The sequence below is a fragment of the Mycobacterium sp. 5-140-3-2 genome (assembly GCF_035666375.1).
Taxonomy (GTDB): domain Bacteria; phylum Actinomycetota; class Actinomycetes; order Mycobacteriales; family Mycobacteriaceae; genus Mycobacterium; species Mycobacterium intracellulare.
The window spans coordinates 1065616-1081570 of record NZ_CP142025.1 but is presented as its reverse complement, the minus strand read 5'-3'; the positions used below and the strand labels follow the sequence as shown (position 1 = coordinate 1081570).

The 15955-nt window shown below is 68.1% G+C and carries 16 protein-coding genes; 4 read left to right on the top strand and 12 right to left on the bottom strand.

The window, feature by feature from the left end:
* The first annotated feature begins 2 nt into the window (after positions 1–2).
* Positions 3–1775 (top strand): alpha/beta hydrolase, encoded by a 1773-nt coding sequence (locus tag P6281_RS05410; RefSeq protein ID WP_014381955.1) that lies wholly within the window; start codon positions 3–5, stop codon positions 1773–1775.
* 4 nt (positions 1776–1779) lie between these two features.
* Positions 1780–2439 (top strand): TetR/AcrR family transcriptional regulator, encoded by a 660-nt coding sequence (locus P6281_RS05405; RefSeq protein ID WP_014383984.1) that lies wholly within the window; start codon positions 1780–1782, stop codon positions 2437–2439.
* Between the two features lie 196 nt (positions 2440–2635).
* Here the strand turns inward: P6281_RS05405 and P6281_RS05400 are convergent, their stop codons facing one another.
* Together P6281_RS05400 and P6281_RS05395 are read right to left on the bottom strand one after the other, a co-directional pair.
* Positions 2636–3073 carry a rhodanese-like domain-containing protein gene (locus tag P6281_RS05400; RefSeq protein WP_008254281.1) on the bottom strand — a complete coding sequence of 146 codons (438 nt, stop codon included), beginning with the start codon at positions 3071–3073 and terminating at the stop codon, positions 2636–2638.
* On the bottom strand, positions 3070–3684 hold the full coding sequence (locus tag P6281_RS05395; protein ID WP_008254278.1) for a cysteine dioxygenase: 615 nt from the start codon (positions 3682–3684) through the stop codon (positions 3070–3072). The genes P6281_RS05400 and P6281_RS05395 overlap by 4 nt, the downstream gene beginning before the upstream one ends.
* Positions 3685–3859: 175 nt before the next feature.
* Here P6281_RS05395 and P6281_RS05390 point away from each other — a divergent pair, with 175 nt between their 5' ends.
* On the top strand, positions 3860–4255 hold the full coding sequence (locus P6281_RS05390) for a lipoprotein LpqV (RefSeq protein WP_008254276.1): 396 nt from the start codon (positions 3860–3862) through the stop codon (positions 4253–4255).
* A 100-nt stretch (positions 4256–4355) separates the two neighbouring features.
* Positions 4356–5426, top strand: a complete 1071-nt coding sequence (locus P6281_RS05385; protein WP_170320553.1) for a patatin-like phospholipase family protein — start codon at positions 4356–4358, stop codon at positions 5424–5426.
* Positions 5427–5451: 25 nt separating this feature from the next.
* Here the strand turns inward: P6281_RS05385 and P6281_RS05380 are convergent, their stop codons facing one another.
* The 10 genes from P6281_RS05380 to P6281_RS05335 all read right to left on the bottom strand — a co-directional run bounded on the left by P6281_RS05380 (position 5452) and on the right by P6281_RS05335 (position 15911).
* Complete coding sequence (locus P6281_RS05380) at positions 5452–6321, bottom strand: patatin-like phospholipase family protein (RefSeq protein WP_008254267.1); 870 nt, start codon at positions 6319–6321, stop codon at positions 5452–5454.
* A 24-nt stretch (positions 6322–6345) separates the two neighbouring features.
* Positions 6346–7236, bottom strand: coding sequence for a class II glutamine amidotransferase (locus P6281_RS05375; RefSeq protein ID WP_324738637.1), 891 nt, complete (start codon positions 7234–7236; stop codon positions 6346–6348).
* Between the two features lie 28 nt (positions 7237–7264).
* Positions 7265–7738: an SRPBCC family protein gene (locus P6281_RS05370; RefSeq protein ID WP_008254265.1), complete on the bottom strand. Its 474-nt coding sequence runs from the start codon at positions 7736–7738 to the stop codon at positions 7265–7267.
* 35 nt (positions 7739–7773) lie between these two features.
* Complete coding sequence (locus tag P6281_RS05365) at positions 7774–9405, bottom strand: fatty acid--CoA ligase (RefSeq protein ID WP_008254264.1); 1632 nt, start codon at positions 9403–9405, stop codon at positions 7774–7776.
* Between the two features lie 373 nt (positions 9406–9778).
* Positions 9779–10870: a YncE family protein gene (locus P6281_RS05360; protein WP_225331965.1), complete on the bottom strand. Its 1092-nt coding sequence runs from the start codon at positions 10868–10870 to the stop codon at positions 9779–9781.
* A gap of 397 nt (positions 10871–11267) precedes the next feature.
* A complete protein-coding gene (locus tag P6281_RS05355) occupies positions 11268–12029 on the bottom strand; it encodes a DUF427 domain-containing protein (protein ID WP_014383980.1) in 762 nt (253 codons plus the stop codon).
* Positions 12030–12112: 83 nt separating this feature from the next.
* The gene (locus tag P6281_RS05350) at positions 12113–12910 is read right to left on the bottom strand and encodes a hypothetical protein (RefSeq protein ID WP_014383979.1); all 798 of its coding nucleotides are present in this window, start codon (positions 12908–12910) and stop codon (positions 12113–12115) included.
* Positions 12911–12996: 86 nt separating this feature from the next.
* A complete protein-coding gene (locus tag P6281_RS05345) occupies positions 12997–14214 on the bottom strand; it encodes a class I SAM-dependent methyltransferase (RefSeq protein WP_014381937.1) in 1218 nt (405 codons plus the stop codon).
* A 69-nt stretch (positions 14215–14283) separates the two neighbouring features.
* Positions 14284–14697, bottom strand: coding sequence for a hypothetical protein (locus P6281_RS05340; protein WP_232065568.1), 414 nt, complete (start codon positions 14695–14697; stop codon positions 14284–14286).
* 524 nt (positions 14698–15221) lie between these two features.
* Positions 15222–15911 carry a GAF and ANTAR domain-containing protein gene (locus tag P6281_RS05335; protein ID WP_041785403.1) on the bottom strand — a complete coding sequence of 230 codons (690 nt, stop codon included), beginning with the start codon at positions 15909–15911 and terminating at the stop codon, positions 15222–15224.
* Between the last annotated feature and the right edge of the window lie 44 nt (positions 15912–15955).

The following is a 15955-nucleotide window of genomic DNA, read 5'->3' as shown; positions in this document are numbered from 1 at the left end:
CCATGAGCGAACCCGGCTCCGCGACCAACGTCGACACCGGCGACAAGCCGGCGGACGACGTCGAGGAATCCGCGGTCGCCGTTTCACAGGCCCCGCCCGCCCCGCGGGCCGGGCGCGCCGCCCCCACCCTGCCGTGGACCGAAAAGCCTTGGTGGGTGCGGCATTACACATTCACCGGTACCACGGTCGGCCTGGTCTTCATCTGGCTTTCGCTGACGCCCTCGCTGCTGCCGCGCGGCCCGTTGTTCCAGGGACTCGTCAGCGGGCTCTCCGGCGCCATCGGCTATGGGCTGGGCGTCTTTTCGGTCTGGTTGGTGCGGTTCATGCGGGAAAAGGATCACAGCCCGCCGCCGCCACGCTGGGCCTGGAAGGTGCTGATCCCGATCGGTGTGGTCGGCCAGGTACTGATGGCGATCTGGTTCCACGTGTGGCAGGACGACGTGCGCGACCTGATGGGCGTGCCACATTTGGAGTGGTACGACTACCCGCTGTCGGGAGTCCTCTCGCTGGTGGTGCTGTTCACGGTGGTCGAAATCGGCCAGTTCACCCGCTGGTTGGTCCGCTTCCTGGTCGGTCAGGTCGACCGGTTCGTGCCGTTTCGGCTCTCGGCGACCATCGTGGTCGTCACGCTGGCGGTCCTGACCGTCACCGTGCTCAACGGCGTCGTGCTCAAGTTCGCCATGCGCACCATGAACGACACCTTCGCGTCGGCCAACAACGAGATGAACCCCGACAGCGCGCCGCCGAAGACCGCGCTGCGCTCCGGCGGACCGGAGTCGCTGGTGTCGTGGGAATCCCTTGGCCACCAAGGGCGCGTCTTCGTCGAGGGCGGTCCCAAGGTCGGCGATCTTTCCGCATTCAACGGCGCCCCGGCGACCGAACCGATCCGGGCCTATGCGGGGCTGAACTCCGCCGACGGCATCACCGCGACCGCCGAACTCGCCGCGCGCGAGCTGCAGCGCACGGGCGGGCTGCGGCGCGCGGTCGTCGCGGTCGCGACCACCACCGGCACCGGCTGGATCAACGAGGCGGAGGCCACCGCGCTCGAGTACATGTACAACGGCAACACCGCGATCGTCAGCATGCAGTATTCGTTCCTGCCGAGCTGGCTGTCGTTTTTGGTGGACAAGGAGAACGCCCGGCACGCCGGCCAGGCGCTGTTCGAGGCCGTCGACCGGCTGATCCGCCAGATGCCGGAAGCCCAACGCCCCAAGCTGGTCGTGTTCGGTGAGAGCCTCGGCTCGTTCGGCGGCGAGGCGTCGTTCATGAGCCTGAACAACGTGCTCGCCCGCACCGACGGCGCCCTGTTCAGCGGGCCGACGTTCCAGAACACCATCTGGACCGACCTCACCACGACACGCGACCCCGGGTCCCCCGAATGGCTGCCGATCTACGACGACGGCCGCTACGTCCGCTTCGTGGCCCGCGCGGGCAACCTGGCGCGCCCGAAGGATCCGTGGGATCACCCGCGGGTGGTCTATCTGCAGCACGCCTCGGACCCGATCGCCTGGTGGACCCCGGACCTGGTGTTCAGCAAGCCCGACTGGTTGCGGGAGCGGCGCGGCTATGACGTGTTGCCGCAGACGCGCTGGATCCCGGTCGTCACCTTCCTTCAGGTGTCGGCGGACATGGCCGTCGCGGTGGACGTCCCCGACGGGCACGGTCACCGTTACGTCGCCGACGTCGCCGACGGCTGGGCGGCGGTGATGTCGCCGCCCGGGTGGACACCGGAGAAGACGGCCCGGCTGCGGCCGCTCCTGCACGCCGAAGGCTAGCCGGGTGGGCCGGGAACCGGTGTCCCCGTCTGGGATTCAGAAGCGGCGCGGTAGACGCCAGGGCGAGCCGGTATCGCGCGACGCGGTCCTTCGCGCGGCGAAGCGGCAGTTCGCCGCCCATGGCTACGACAAGACGACGCTGCGCGCGATCGCCGACGATGCGCGAGTTGATCCTTCGATGGTTCTCTATCTCTTCGGCTCGAAGGCGGCATTGTTTCGCGAATCGCTGAAGCTGGTGCTGCCCGCTGACCTGCTGACGACCGAGATCGCACGCAACGACGACGATCTGGGCTGCCGCGTAGTGCGGGCCTACCTGGGTATCTGGGAGCAGCCCGACACGGCCTCGAGCATGGCGTCGATGGTGCGGTCGGCGACGTCGAACGGCGACGCCAACGACGCGTTTCGCGGATTCCTGCACGACTACCTGCTCACCGCGGTGTCCAGCGCTTTGGGCGGTGGAGATGAGGCGCGGCTGCGCGCAACGCTGGCCGCGACCAACCTCGTCGGCACCGGAATGCTGCGCTACGTCATGCGGGTGCCTCCGCTGTCGTCGCTCGGGGTCGACGAGGTGGTCGGGTTGGTGGGGCCGGCGGTGCATCGGTTCTTGACCGCACCCGCCGACGAGCTGGGGCTGGACCCGACGTCGCAATCAGCCGACGGTTAGCGATTAATTCAATCGTTATTGAAATTTGCTCGTAGGCCCGCTAGAGTTCTGCGCCGGGGGGCCGACGAACGGAGTCCTCATGTCACGTCTAGCCGCGAAACTCGTCGTTGCGGCGGTCCTCGCACTCACCGCCGTCACCGCGGCCGCGTGCGTTCCCAGTGCCGAATCACCCGTCGGGGTTGCAGTTAACTAGCGGCTAGATCCAGCGGCGGGCGCCGGCGGCCGTGTCGGCCAACGGGGCGTCGGACGCACCGCCGGCCAGCTGGGTGAGCACGCCCGCGCCGGCCAACGCGTGATACCCGCCGATGACGTCGGTGGCGCGGTGCAGGCCGATGTCCAGCAGCGCGGCCGCAGCCAGGCTGGACGTGTAGCCCTCCGAGCACAGGATCACCCATTCGACGTCGTCACCGACGGCTTCGGGCAGTTTGGCGTCGCTGGTGGGGTCGCAGCGCCACTCCAGGACGTTGCGTTCGATCACCAGCGCCCCGGGCACCTCCCCCTCGCGGAACCGCTGGGCCTGGGGCCGGATGTCGACGAGCACCGCGCCGCGCCGCAGCGCGTCGGGCACTTCGGTGGCGGGCAGGCGGCGATACCGGCGCCGGGCGGACCTCAAGACGACGTCGATGCGGCTCACGGCGATCCTTCCGGCTGGTCGGTCAGTTCGGTGCGTTGCCGGCGCAACGTGTTGCGGTCGGTGATGTCGTAGTACGACATGGCGGTCAGGGGCGGCGAGTACGCGTGCACGCTCAGGGTCGGCTGCGCCGGCCCGGCGCTCGCACCCGGCAACCCCGTGACCGGCACGGTGACCGGCCGCGGCGCCCAGACCACGTCGTGCACCCAGCCCAGCGGGAACCCGGCCTGGTCGCCGGCGTCGAGCCGACGGCGCCGCAAAGCCCTTCCGTCCCAACGGTATTCATTGAGCGAGCCGGAAACGACGGTCAACGCACCCAGCGAGCCGCCGTGGTCGTGCAGCTCGGTCGGATGGCCGGGCACCCAGCTGATCAGCCAGACGTCGAGTTCCTCGTCGCCGTGGATGCGGGTGAACCAGCGCTGCGACTCCGGGATGCCGCCCTCGGGCAGCAGGTGGTCGCAGCGCCCGCTGAGCACGTCGTCGGCGGCCTGGTCGGTCGCGTGCAACAGGTCGGGCACCCGCAGCGGGGTCGGGCCCGCGGACGGGGACGAGAGGGTTCGTGGGCGCGTGACCGCGGCGGTGACGGGCGCTGCCCCGGCAAGGGACAAAGTCATGGGGGGAACTCCAGAGCGAAAGAGGATCGAACGGGCGGCGGCGTGTTACGGCCGACAACACTCGCAAAATCCGAAGCGCTCCATCACGGCAGCCAGTGTTGCATAGATTGAGACCGTGCGCTGGCGCGGTGGTCGACCCCGGCGGCGGGGCGCGGCGGTTGCCGCGGCCCCTGTAGTGGGCGTCCTGCTGGCGGTCGCGGGCTGCTCGCAGGGCGGCCAGCACGGCCCACCGGCCCCCTCGTCGGCGCCGCAATCGGACAGCGCCGGCGGCCCGGGCTCGGTGCCGGCGGGCGCCATCGGCGTGTCCCCCGGCGGCGTGACCACCAGGGTCGACGTCCCCGCACACTCGACCGAGGAGGAGTACTACCAGGCCTGTCACGCCGCAAAAGTGTGGATGGATGGCCAGCCCAGGACCGGCGCGTCGCTGTTCGAGCCCTATCTGGCCATGCTGCAGGCGTCGCCGTCGGGCACCGCGGGCAGCTGGAACGCCCCCTGGTCGAAGCTGACCCCGGCCCGGCAGGCCGCCGTGATCGTCGCCGCGCGGGCGGCGGCCAACGACGAGTGCGGGTAGCGCCGCGCGCGGGCGCCCTCCCCCGCGGAGTAATTACGATCACGGCTGAAAAAAGTCCGCGCGCGGCCCGCTGAGGACCCCCGCCGCGCAAAATGGTGGGGTGCCTGACGAACTTTCGCGTCGCTCGGCACCGACTCGGGTGGCACTGGCGCTCGGCAGCGGTGGCGCCCGCGGCTACGCGCACATCGGGGTGATCGAGGCGCTGCGCGAACGCGGTTATGACGTCGTCGGCGTCTCCGGCTCGTCGATGGGCGCGCTGGTCGGCGGCCTGCACGCGGCCGGGCGGCTCGACGAGTTCTCCGAGTGGGCGAAGTCCCTGACCCAGCGCACCATCCTGCGGCTGCTGGACCCGTCGATCAGCGCGGCCGGCGTGATGCGAGCCGGAAAGATCCTGGACGCGGTGCGCGACATCCTGGGCCCGGTCGCCATCGAAGACCTGCGGATCCCGTACACCGCGGTGGCGACCGACCTGCTGGCGGGAAAGTCGGTGTGGTTTCAGCGCGGCCCCCTCGACGAGGCGATCCGGGCGTCGATCGCCATCCCGGGGGTGATCGCGCCGCACGCGGTCGACGGGAGGCTGTTGGCCGACGGCGGCATCCTGGACCCGCTGCCGATGGCCCCGCTGTCGGCCGTCAACGCCGACCTGACCATCGCGGTGAACCTGTCCGGCAGCGAGGCGATCACCACCCGGGAAGCGGAGCCGGGGGCCACCGCCGAATGGTTGACCCGCATGCTGCGCAGCACCTCCGCGCTGCTCGACACGGCCGCCGCCCGCTCGTTGCTCGACCGGCCGACCGCCCGGGCGGTACTGAGCAGGCTGGGCGGGCCGGGCGGCGAGCCGGATGACTGGTCGGACAACCCCGACGAAGAGCCGTCACCGGCCGACGCTGTCGCCGGCGAGCTGGCCGCCGCGGTGTCCGACGTGCCGAAGTTGGGCAGCTTCGAGGTGATGAACCGGACGATCGACATCGCGCAGGCCGCCCTGGCGCGTCACACGCTGGCGGTCTACCCGCCCGACCTGCTCATCGAGGTTCCGCGGTCGACGTGTCGGGCCCTGGAATTTCACCGGGCGGTGGAGGTGATCGCCACCGGCCGAGCGCTCGCGGATGACGCCCTGGACACGCTGGAAGCCGGGCGCGACGACGCCGCCCCGCCCGCGATCGATCGCTAAAGGTTGTGTGCGGCAACCAAATCCGTCACAAGCCCAGGAACCGGGCGAGGGCCGCGGCTTCGCGGCGACCCTGCTCGCGCCCGGCCAGGGCCGAGGGGATGCGGCAGCCCGGATCCAAGGCGTTGGGCCCGAAGGCGGCCAGCGAATCGGCGTCGGCGAACACCGCGAACGCCGCGCCGGGAAACGATGAGACCTCGGCGGCGGGCCCGGCGCCGAACGGCGACGGCACGTCGATGCCCGAGGGCACCAGCACCACCGCGACGTCACAGTCGGCGGCCACCACGAGGTTGACCGAGCTGGCCACCCCGCCGTCCATGTAGTGGCGGTCCGCGATCGCCACCGGCGGCCACGCCCCGGGCACCGCGCAGCTGGCCGCCACGGCATCGACGAGGTCGACGCCCGATTCGCGGTCGAAGACGGTCAGTTCTCCGGTGGCGACGTCGATGGCGGTGAGCCGCACCGCGCGCTCGGGCCACTCGTGCGACGGCAGGCGCTGCGCGATCACCTGGCGGCGCACCGGCGCGGGAACGGTTTCGGTCGCCAGGGCCACGGCCCCGATCCGCTGCATTTGTTGGCGGGTCTTGTCCAGCGGCTCCTCGTACGGCGCGGCCAGGGCGGTCAGGAACAGTTCGGTGATGGTGTCGACGTCGACGCCGGAGTCGATTTCGGCCGACGACTCGGAGACTTGCCGGTCGAACAGCTCGTCCAGCGTGTGGCCGCTGCCGAGCTGCGCGGCGACGGCCGAGCCCGCCGACGTCCCCACCAGCACGTCCGATTCGATCAACAGCCGGGCCGCGGCCGGCGACTCGTCGGCGATGCCCCGCAGAACACCTGTCTCCCAGGCGATTCCCGCGATCCCGCCACCCGCCAGCACCAGGGCGCGTTTGTTCGTCACGCTCACCAACTCTGCCAAACGTCCTCAGACCAGCCGCCGGGTGCTCGGCAGGGCGTGTTGCGAGTCCTCCACCGGCGTGCGCAGGTCCTCGCAGCGCAACAGCTGGTTGGGCGGGTCGGGCAGCACCAGGCTGCGGGTGAAGCGCAACCCGGCGTCGACGTGAATCAGCTCGCCGGGCTCGAGAAGGCGCCAGCGCGGGTCGGCGTCCATGCGTTCGGTGGCGAACACCACCGACGGCCGCGTGCACAGGTGCTCGGAGCGCGCGTGAATTCGTATGGTGTGCAAGTCGAATTCGGGGTCTTGGGACGCCACACCGTCGGATCGATCCAAGACGTAGAGCTCGTGGGTTTGCGGGTAACGCAGCGCCCACATGTCGGTGGCCGTGCTCAGCAGCACGTTGACCGCGTAGATCGGAACGTGCTCGGCGAGCCATCGCATGGCGTCGACGAGCCCCGCGGTGATGTCGCCGCCGCGGGCCCGGATCGAGCCGGTGATCAAGCCGAACACGCGCTCGGAGTCGGTGTCGCCCAATACCAAATCGGCGGTACCGATCTCGCGCAGCCGCTCGTCGATGATGTCCAGCCCTTCGAGGACGCCGTTGTGCGCGAAGATCCGGTCGTCCTGCATAAACGGGTGGGTGTTGCGGATGTCGAGCGAGCCGGTGGTGGCGTAGCGGACGTGGGCGATGACGGTGGTGCCGGTCAACCGGTGCGCCTCGGTCGCGAATGCGGCGTCCTGCCAGGCCGCTATCGGCTCCTTGTAGAGGTGCGGCGCGGCGTGCTCGTCGAAGATGCCCAGGCCGGTGCCGTCCGGGTTTCGCCGGCTCTGTTCGGACAGGCTGTCCGGCGCGTCCAGCAGCCAGAAGGTCGCGGTGCACGCGTGCGTCCCGGCGTGCAGGCCAAAGAGTCGGCACATGCCTTCACACCGTAACGGTTCGCGGCTCTCACTTCGTCAGCAAGCCCGACAGGTTGGCCAGCGCGCGCCGCGCGTAGCCCTTCCACATCCTGCCCAGCAGCGGGACCGCCCAGGCCGTGCGCGGCGACTTCGGGTGGATGTCCCAGCGCCAGGTGATCTCGGTTCCGGCGGCCGCCGGTGTGAAAATCCATTCGCCCACAACGTGATCGACCAGCAACGCCATCGGGCCGGTGACCTCGCAGAGCCGATAGCCGAACGAGCGCGGCGGGTCGACACTGGTCAGCTCCTCGCGCATGGTGGCGCCGCCGGCCAGGTGCACGATGCGGGTCTGCCCCGCCGCGTCCCAGGCGCCGGTCTGCTCGCGCACGTCGCGGATCGGCGGGAACGGGCCGTACCAGCGGTTGAACAGCGTGGGCAGTGGCATCGGCAGCGTCCGGCCGAACGCGTCGTGCACCGCGACCGGTGTGACGACGGATTGGTCGACGACGAGTGAATGTGTCACTGCCTCAAGCCTTTCCGGTCTCGTTGCGGCGTCGATCAGTCGCGGGCTTCGGCCACCTGGTAGCCGTCTTCGGCGTAGCGCGAGCGAATGGCTTTCTTGTCGTACTTGCCGACGCTGGTGCGGGGGATCTCGTCGACGAACGTCCACCGTTCGGGCAGCCACCACCGAGCGACCTTGTCCGCGAGGAAGTTTCGCAGCTGCCCCGGGCTGACCGACGCGCCCTCCTTGGCCACGATCACCGCGAGTGGGCGTTCCTCCCAGCGTTCGTCGGGGACGCCGACCACCGCGGCCTCGACCACCTCGGGGTGGCCGATGAGGACGTTCTCCAGCTCCACCGAGGAGATCCATTCCCCGCCGGATTTGATGACGTCCTTGGCCCGGTCGGTCAGCGTGACGAAACCGCGGCCGTCGATGCGGCCCACGTCGCCGGTGCGCAGCCAGCCGGAGTCGAACTTCGACTCGTCGTGGCCCAGGTAGTAGGAGCCGGCGATCCACGGGCCGCGGACCTCCACCTCCCCCACGGCGACGCCGTCGTTGGGCAGCACCTGGCCGTCGTCGTCGACGATCCGCATCTCCACCCCGCAGACCGGTTGGCCCTGGGTTCCGCGGAAGGCCCAGTGCTGGTCCTCGGGGGTGCCCGGCGGTGGCCAGGCCATGGTCGCCAGCGGCGACGTCTCCGTCATGCCCCACAGCTGCCGGATCTGCACGTCGTGCTTTTCCTCGAAGGTGCGCATCAGCGAGACCGGGACGGCCGAGCCGCCGCAGACCACCAGCCGCAGCGACGACAGGTCGTGGTCGGGGTCGTCCTCGAGGTGGTGCAGGACGGCGTTCCAGATCGTCGGCACCGCGCCGGTCACGGTGGGGCGCAGGTCTTCTACCATGCCGACCACCGATGCCGGGTCGAGGTGGCGATCCGGCAGCACCAAGTCGGCGCCGGCCATCAGCGCCGCGTACGGCAGTCCCCAGGCGTTGGCGTGGAACATCGGCACGATCGCCAGCACGCTGTCGACGGCCCCGACGCCGATGCCGTTCGTGGTGCACGCCGCCATGGTGTGCAGGTAACTCGAACGATGGCTGTACACCACGCCTTTCGGGTTGCCGGTGGTCCCGCTGGTGTAGCACATCGCCGCCGCGGATTTCTCGTCGATGTGCGGCCAGTCGAATTCGGTCGGCTCCGCGGCGATGGCGTCGGCGTAGTCCAGCACGGTCTTGCCCGATTCCCGCAGCGGTTCGGTGTCGCCCTCGCCGACGGCGATCACGGTGTGCACGGTCTCGAGGCGGGGCAGCACCGGGGCGAGCACGTTGATCAGGGAGGCGTCGACCAGCACCACCTGGTCTTCGGCTTCGTTGGCGACGTAGGCGATCTGTTCGGGGAACAGGCGGATGTTGAGGGTGTGCAGTACGGCGCCCATCGAGGGCACCGCCAGGTACGCCGTCAGGTGCTCGGAGTTGTTCCACATGAACGTCGCGACCCGTTGGTCACCGGTCACCCCGAGCCGGCGCAACGCATTCGCCAGCTGGGCGGCCCGGCAGCCCAGTTCCCGATAGCTCGTCGTGCGGTAGCCGTCCCCGGTGGCGGTGGTGACGGTGCGATCCCCGTGAACGCGGCAGCCATGGCGCATGATCGCGGTGATCGTCAACGGATAGTCCTGCATCGTGCCGTCCATCGATGTACCGCCTCACTCTCCGCGCGGCACCGTCCGTGCCAAGCCGCGAAATGCCGCGCCCGCATTCCGGGCCGACGGCGACGAGCCGTCGGCCGCTTCCACCCTAAGCCCGATTTCGGCGATCGTGACAGAAACCACCCGTGCCGGTCGCCCGCGACGTGGATCCCGTTCGGCGGGCGGGCCTTTCGGATGACTCTGCGGTTGAGTGTGCGTGCTCTGCCGACGACCCGCGCCCGGTGCCGTTGAGTGTGCGTCCCGGGATTTGAGGGTGAACGCTGGGCGGCGACACGCCGACGATCCCCGGCCCAGGATTCACACTCGAGGGCGAGGATTCACACACTCCGGGCGCCGCGCCGTCCCGCAATGCAGCCGGCTAGGCCAGCGCCGGCTCCCACTGGGGCACATCGAACAGCCAGCCCGCGGTCGCGTCCGGGTGATCCGCGTCGCCGCTGTGTGGCGTCTGGCCCGAGTCGATGCGCGCCGCGGTGAGCACTCCGGAGTAGTCGGCGACGTACAGGTGGCTGCCGTCGGGGCTTTCCAGCACGCAGGACGGGTTCTTGGTCACCGTGACCTCGCCGAGGACGTCGAGCGCGCGCATGCCCAGCACCGTGACGCGGTCGTCGCTGACCAGGTAGGCCCGCTCGCCGTCGCGGCTAAGCGTCATCCGCGCCAGCGGCCCGGTGATCTCGTTGATCTTGTGCGTCTTGACGAGTTTGTTCGCGCGGGTGTCGATGACGTCGAGCACCGAGCCCACGACCGGGCCGCAACTGGCGACGTATGCCGTGGCGCCGTCGCTGCTCAGCGCCACATCGCGGACGGGCAGACCGAGCTCGATCGTGCCGACCACGCGCGAGCGGCCGCCCACCCGGCCGCCATCGGATCGGGTGCGGGTTTCGACGACGGCAAGGCTGCCGCCGTTCGGCCCGTTGACCCCGACGTAGAGGCGCCGGCCGTCGGCGCTGGCCCGCACGCATGCGGTGGTCGTGCCGGGTGCGGTGGCCAGTTCGATCACCTCGAGTTCGCCCGTGGTGGTGTCCAGGACCGTCACGTCGGCGCCGCGAACGGCGTTTCGGCTCGCGTACAGGTGCTTTCCGTCGGCACTCACCGTCAGGTCGCTCACGCTGTGCGCGACCGGGTGCGTCGCGATCCGCCAGTTCGTGACGACGTCGATGACTTCGATGGCGTCGTAGGCGGCGGTGGCGGTGCTGACGTAGGCGTAGTTCGCGTCCGCGCTGCTCATGGCGACGGCGGACGGTTCGCTGAGGCCGGCGAGGGTGCTCGAGACCCGAAGGGTGTGGGCGTCGATGACCGTTACCGCGTCGCGGGCATAGTTCGTGACGAGCAGCCGGCGACCGTCGCCGCTGAGGTCCATGTCGCTGATCGGGCCGTGGTGCACCGGGACTCGAACCACCGCGGTGTCGTCGACCGAGAACCCGGCCGCCGTTGGGTCGTATGCATCACTCACGCTGGTACCGCCTTTGCTGTGTTCGTCGGCCCTGGTGGCCAAGTGGCGCCGCCGCACACACGCGACGATTTGGCCTCCGGATCCACCGGCTTTCAGCACCGAAAGGCGCTGACGAGACTGGTTTTCGGTAGTCTACTGACCAAAATTCGCCTTAAAGCAGTTCAAAATGCTCGACGTTAGCTACGTCACTCCGCGCACTCAGGTTCTGCTCAGACTTTCAATCACGCTGTATCGCAATCGCTTACCCGTAGCGAAACGCATGCAAACCCTCTTCCGGCGGATTTTGCCTACACCGCTAACGATTCGCGTTTCCGCTCGACCGAGGCTTTAGTAAGGAATTCTCAGGATTTGCCGTCAGCGAGGCGAATATCACACCGCCGCGATTCGGCCGCCGCCGCTAGCTGAACTGCGTCTGCGGCCGCGCCAATGGGGCCCCGTCGACGACGATGTCGACCTTTTCGTTGTAGAAGGCGATCAGGCCGGCGATCTGACCGACCGCGGGCAGCGGATAGTGGTAGGTCCACGCCAGGTCCTCGTGCACGATGTCACCCACTCGCACCGACCAATATCCCGACGTCGTTCCCTTGTACGGGCACAACGTCTGTGTGGTGCTGGGTTGCAGGTGCTCGAAGACGACGTCGGTAGGATCGATGTAATACCTTGTGGGCAAGCCTGTTTCGAACAGCAACACGGGAGATTTGGTGTCCGCCAAGGTGATTCCGTCGAGCTCCACCCGGACATGGCGGTGCGAGCGCAGGGCGTCGACACGCGAATAGGGGTTGCGCGGGTGACCGTAGACCGGCTCGTCCTCTTCGAACCAGCGCAACGGATTCCATTCGAACCGCACGGTGCCCGCCAGCGGGCTGTCGCTGTCGGCGTCGAATACCCGTGCGGCGGATGCATGCGTCTGGCCGGCGGCCACCAGGGAGTACAGCCGCGACGGGCCGAATTGCACTGTCTGCGCGTGGTTCTCGTCGCGCAGGAACTCGGTACGCACGTCGGCCAGCGGAATGTAGTACTGCGGGTAATAGGGGACCTCCCACACGTAGCGCGCGGCGGTGGTGTCGAAGACCAGCGCGTCGCCGAGAAAGCCACGGACCCGCCGGGGCACGGGCTCGATCCTGCCCCGGGCGGCGGCCATTTGCGGATAGTCGGTCATGGGCGGTCGTATCCGGGCAGGTGGTGAATCCACACGATGCCCTCCGTCGGGCTGGACGCGTTCATCACGACTCCTTGTGGGGTTCAGTGCCGCTTGTCGCGCACCTTGTACGTCGACGGCCACGACTTGCGGGACTCGTCTCCGGTCAACGGGGTTCCCATCCCGCCGACCTTGACGGCGTAGGCCTCCTTGCCCGGGCCCACCTCTCGGTTGGCGTGTTCCTGGGCGAGGAAGTACAGCTCGTCGATGGTGGCCTCGTCGTAGGCGACGAAGGAGGTTTCCCGCGCCACATCGTCGATTCCGACCAGCATCCGGTCGGGCAGCAGCCGCGAGGCCACCGCGGCCAGGCCCAGCAGCCCGAACGGGATGATCCAGTAGCAGAGGAAGGACAGCGGGGTCTTGGTGTCCAGGATCAGGCCGGAGGCGTTCGCCGCGGGCCGTTGCACGATCGACGGGATGGCCGAGGACACCGTCATGGCGGCGAACGTCGCGACCCAGACCCAGCCGAGGACCTGGACGACGCGGCCGAACAGCTCGGTTTTGGCGACGTCGGGAGCGTGCTCCGCGGCGGCGAACTCGGCCACGAACGGCTTGCCGACCAGCATCCCCACCAGTGTCACCACCAAGATCCCGGCGTTGCTGAGCGTCAGTAGCCACCGCTCGAGGAACGACTGACTGAGCGTGAAAGTCAGCACGGCGAGGATCAAAAGCGCTGCGACAGAAGCGAAGTCAAAGAACTGCCACTGCCTGCCCGTCGCGCCGCCCAGGCCCAGGCCGGCGGCGGCGACCGCCAGCGCGACCAGTACTGCAGCGGCGAAGGGAACGTTTCCGACAAGGACCCAATACACAATCCACGGCGCGAGACCGAACAGCATGCCCATGCTGGGTCAGTGTATGAGTGACGGTTTGCTCCGGCGTGGGCAGGCCCAAAATGTTGGTCCGACGCTGAACCACGTCGCCGGGGGTGCTAATCCGACGACGTGTGCAGCGACATCGCCAGGAAATCGAGGCGCCACAGCGACTGGAACAGCTGGTGCCCGAACTCGCGCACCCGCGTGCCGTCCTCCCGGCTGCCCTGGGCCACCGCATCGACGATTTCCCGTATGGTGCGCCGCCCGTCGACGCGCCGGACAAATGCCAACTGGGCCGCGGTGAGTGTCAGCTTCGCGCCGGGAAGGTGAATCTCGTCGCCGGACAGCAGGCATGCCGTCCGCGGCAGGGGGACGTAATCGAGGGACGACGCCGTCGAGAAGTCGATCGCATAGTCCCGTGTCGGGCGTTCGGGGCGGCAGGCGAGGAAGAAGTGGGTGGCATTGGCCGGCTGCAGGCGTTCCATCACCGACCACAGCGTGGCGTCGGGCAACCGGTTCAACAGCGACTGAAACGGACCCGTCTGCGCAAAGAGCCCGTCGTGGGGGTAATACGGCGAATTGCGCAGCCAGCCCTGGAACGTCAGCCCGGCGGCGCCGACCAACTCCAGGCATTCCTCGACGGTGTAGCTGCGTTGGCGGGCGTGCAAGAAGGTGTCGACCAGCGCGCCGTCGGACATCAGGTCACGCGCGCCGTGCAGGTAGGGACGGACGGGATGGTCGGGCGGCAGCGCCGCAACCGCCTCCTTGACCAGCTGAACCGACGCGTCGTCCTGCGACAGGCCGAGGTCGCGAAACGCCGATTCGAGCAGCTCCACGCCGAACCGGCCGTACTTGGCGTAGAGCATGACGCCCAGGGCGCCGTCTCTGCGCAGGCATCCACCGAGCGCGCTGAGCCCGGCCAACGGATCCGCCAGGTGGTGCAAGACGCCGGTGGAGACGATGAGGTCGAAGTCGCGGGACAGTGCCGAGACCTCTTCGATGGCCAGCAAATGCAGTTCCAGGTTGGTCAGCTGATGCTTGTCCTTCAGGTACCGCTGGTGATCCAACGCGGACCGGCTGACGTCGATCGCGACGACCCTTGCGGCGCGGTTCATGAAGGCGAAAACGGCCGCCTGGAACGTGCCGCAACCCGCAATGAGGATGTCGAGATCCGGCTTGTATGCGCGGTTCGGCCACAACACGCGATGCGCATAGAAGGGATCGAACCAATCCCAATGGTTCTTGGTCCACGCCTCGAGATCGGTTACCGGGGGCGGATATTCCCACCGATCGTATTGGCGGGAGACGCCGTCAGCCCGCGGATCCTCGGACACCTTCGCGCTGGCTCCTTCGCGGTGGCGGCTCGCACAATGGTCTCGAGCAACTTACCGCGAGTGGGGTGTTCAAGGGCGGGTCGCCGTTGCGTCCCAGCCCTCGACGTACGTGGACACGTCCTCGATGTCGTCGGCGCTTCTGCCGAGAATGCTTTTGACGGCCTTGCCGTGCACGTAGATCGTCACGGTCTGCGCGCTGGCCTTGTCGTCCTTGTTGAAACGCCTGACCAGCCACCGTTTGATGCTGTCGGAGATATCGGCCAGCAACAGCGACAGGAATTGGGTTGTGACGCCGGCGAGGATGTAGACGCTGACCGATTCCGGCGTCTGCACGGCGAACTTGCCGGGATCGGGCATTCGGAGGGTGACGTTGCGCCCTTCGCTGGCCAGCTCACTGCGCAGTGCGTCAACGTCTTGCCGGGAGCCGGGATCGAAAGCCGTACGAATAGTTGGTCTGAGCAATACCGACGGCTGTCCATCCATCCCTGGACACTAGCCGCAAACCCGCACCGGCGCCGCGAGCCGGTGGATGCGGGCGTGGCGTCCACACGGCGCGCGTGCGTGTTCGGACGCGTTTCGCGGTGCCCCCAGTCGGACTCGAACCGACACTTGACGGATTTTAAGAGTGCTCTACCTGGTGATTTATAGTTAGCGGTTAGCAACGGCTTGAGATGAATTTCTTCGCATACGCTGCGTAAATAGCGACGAACAAACTTGGTTGTTGTTGGCTGCTGTCGAGTGCTCTGCGGACTGCCTGCGGACTGCAACCTCGGACCTACGGCGGCCGCCGCAATCGATCCGGGACGGCGAAGTGTCCCGCGGGCGCGTCCGACGGACAGCGAGCAAAGTCTCCGAAACCGTGCAGACCCTCTGGTCCCTCCATAAGCAATCAGCGGTGACTGGAGTCGATCGACGCGGCAGTCATTCGCCGACGGATTCACAGTCGACCGGACTGCCAGGGCTGGTGTTTTCCATCGATGTCCCTGGGGTGCCCGCCCATTTGGGGGTTAGTCGATGTTGTCAATGATTTGTTGGGCGATGTCGACGAGTTTCGTGTTGGACTCTTGTGATAGGCGGGTGAGCAGTTCGAATGCTCGGACGGCATCGATGTTGAACTCGTTCATGATGATGCCCTTGGCTTGGCCGATGAGGTCACGGGAAGCCAGTGCGCTGCGGAATTGCGCGTTCCGACGAAACATGTTCCACGCCAACGCGATATGGGCGGCGAAGATGACGCCGAGCTCGGTGGATTCCTGCTCGAACGTTCGGGGATGCTCGGAGTAGAAGTTGAGTGCCCCCAAGCTGTCGTCGCTTACGAAAACCTCGATCGCGAGCACCGAGCGCACTGGAGTCTCGGCGAGGGCGTCGATGCGGTAGCGCGGCCACCGTCGCTCGGTTTCCACGTCGTCAATGCGGACGGTGTGGTGCTCCCAAGCCGCCGAGAGGCAGGGGCCTTCCTGGTGACGCTGTTGAATTTCGTCGAGAATCCTCGCGTAGGTACTGGTGGCTGCAGCGGTGCTGATTCCCTGGGTCCGGCTAGCCACCGTCATCCCGGCGAACTGCGCGCCGGGGACGTGCTGAGCGGCACTGGCGACGAGTTCGCCCAGCCCGGATGCCATCGGGGAATCACTGCGCTGCTGCTTACCGACCAACGCGGCGAGTTGAGCAACGATTTCGTTGTGCTCACCCTCTGACATGACCACAACTTTCCACTCGGCGGCGACCTGCGTTACAGACTACT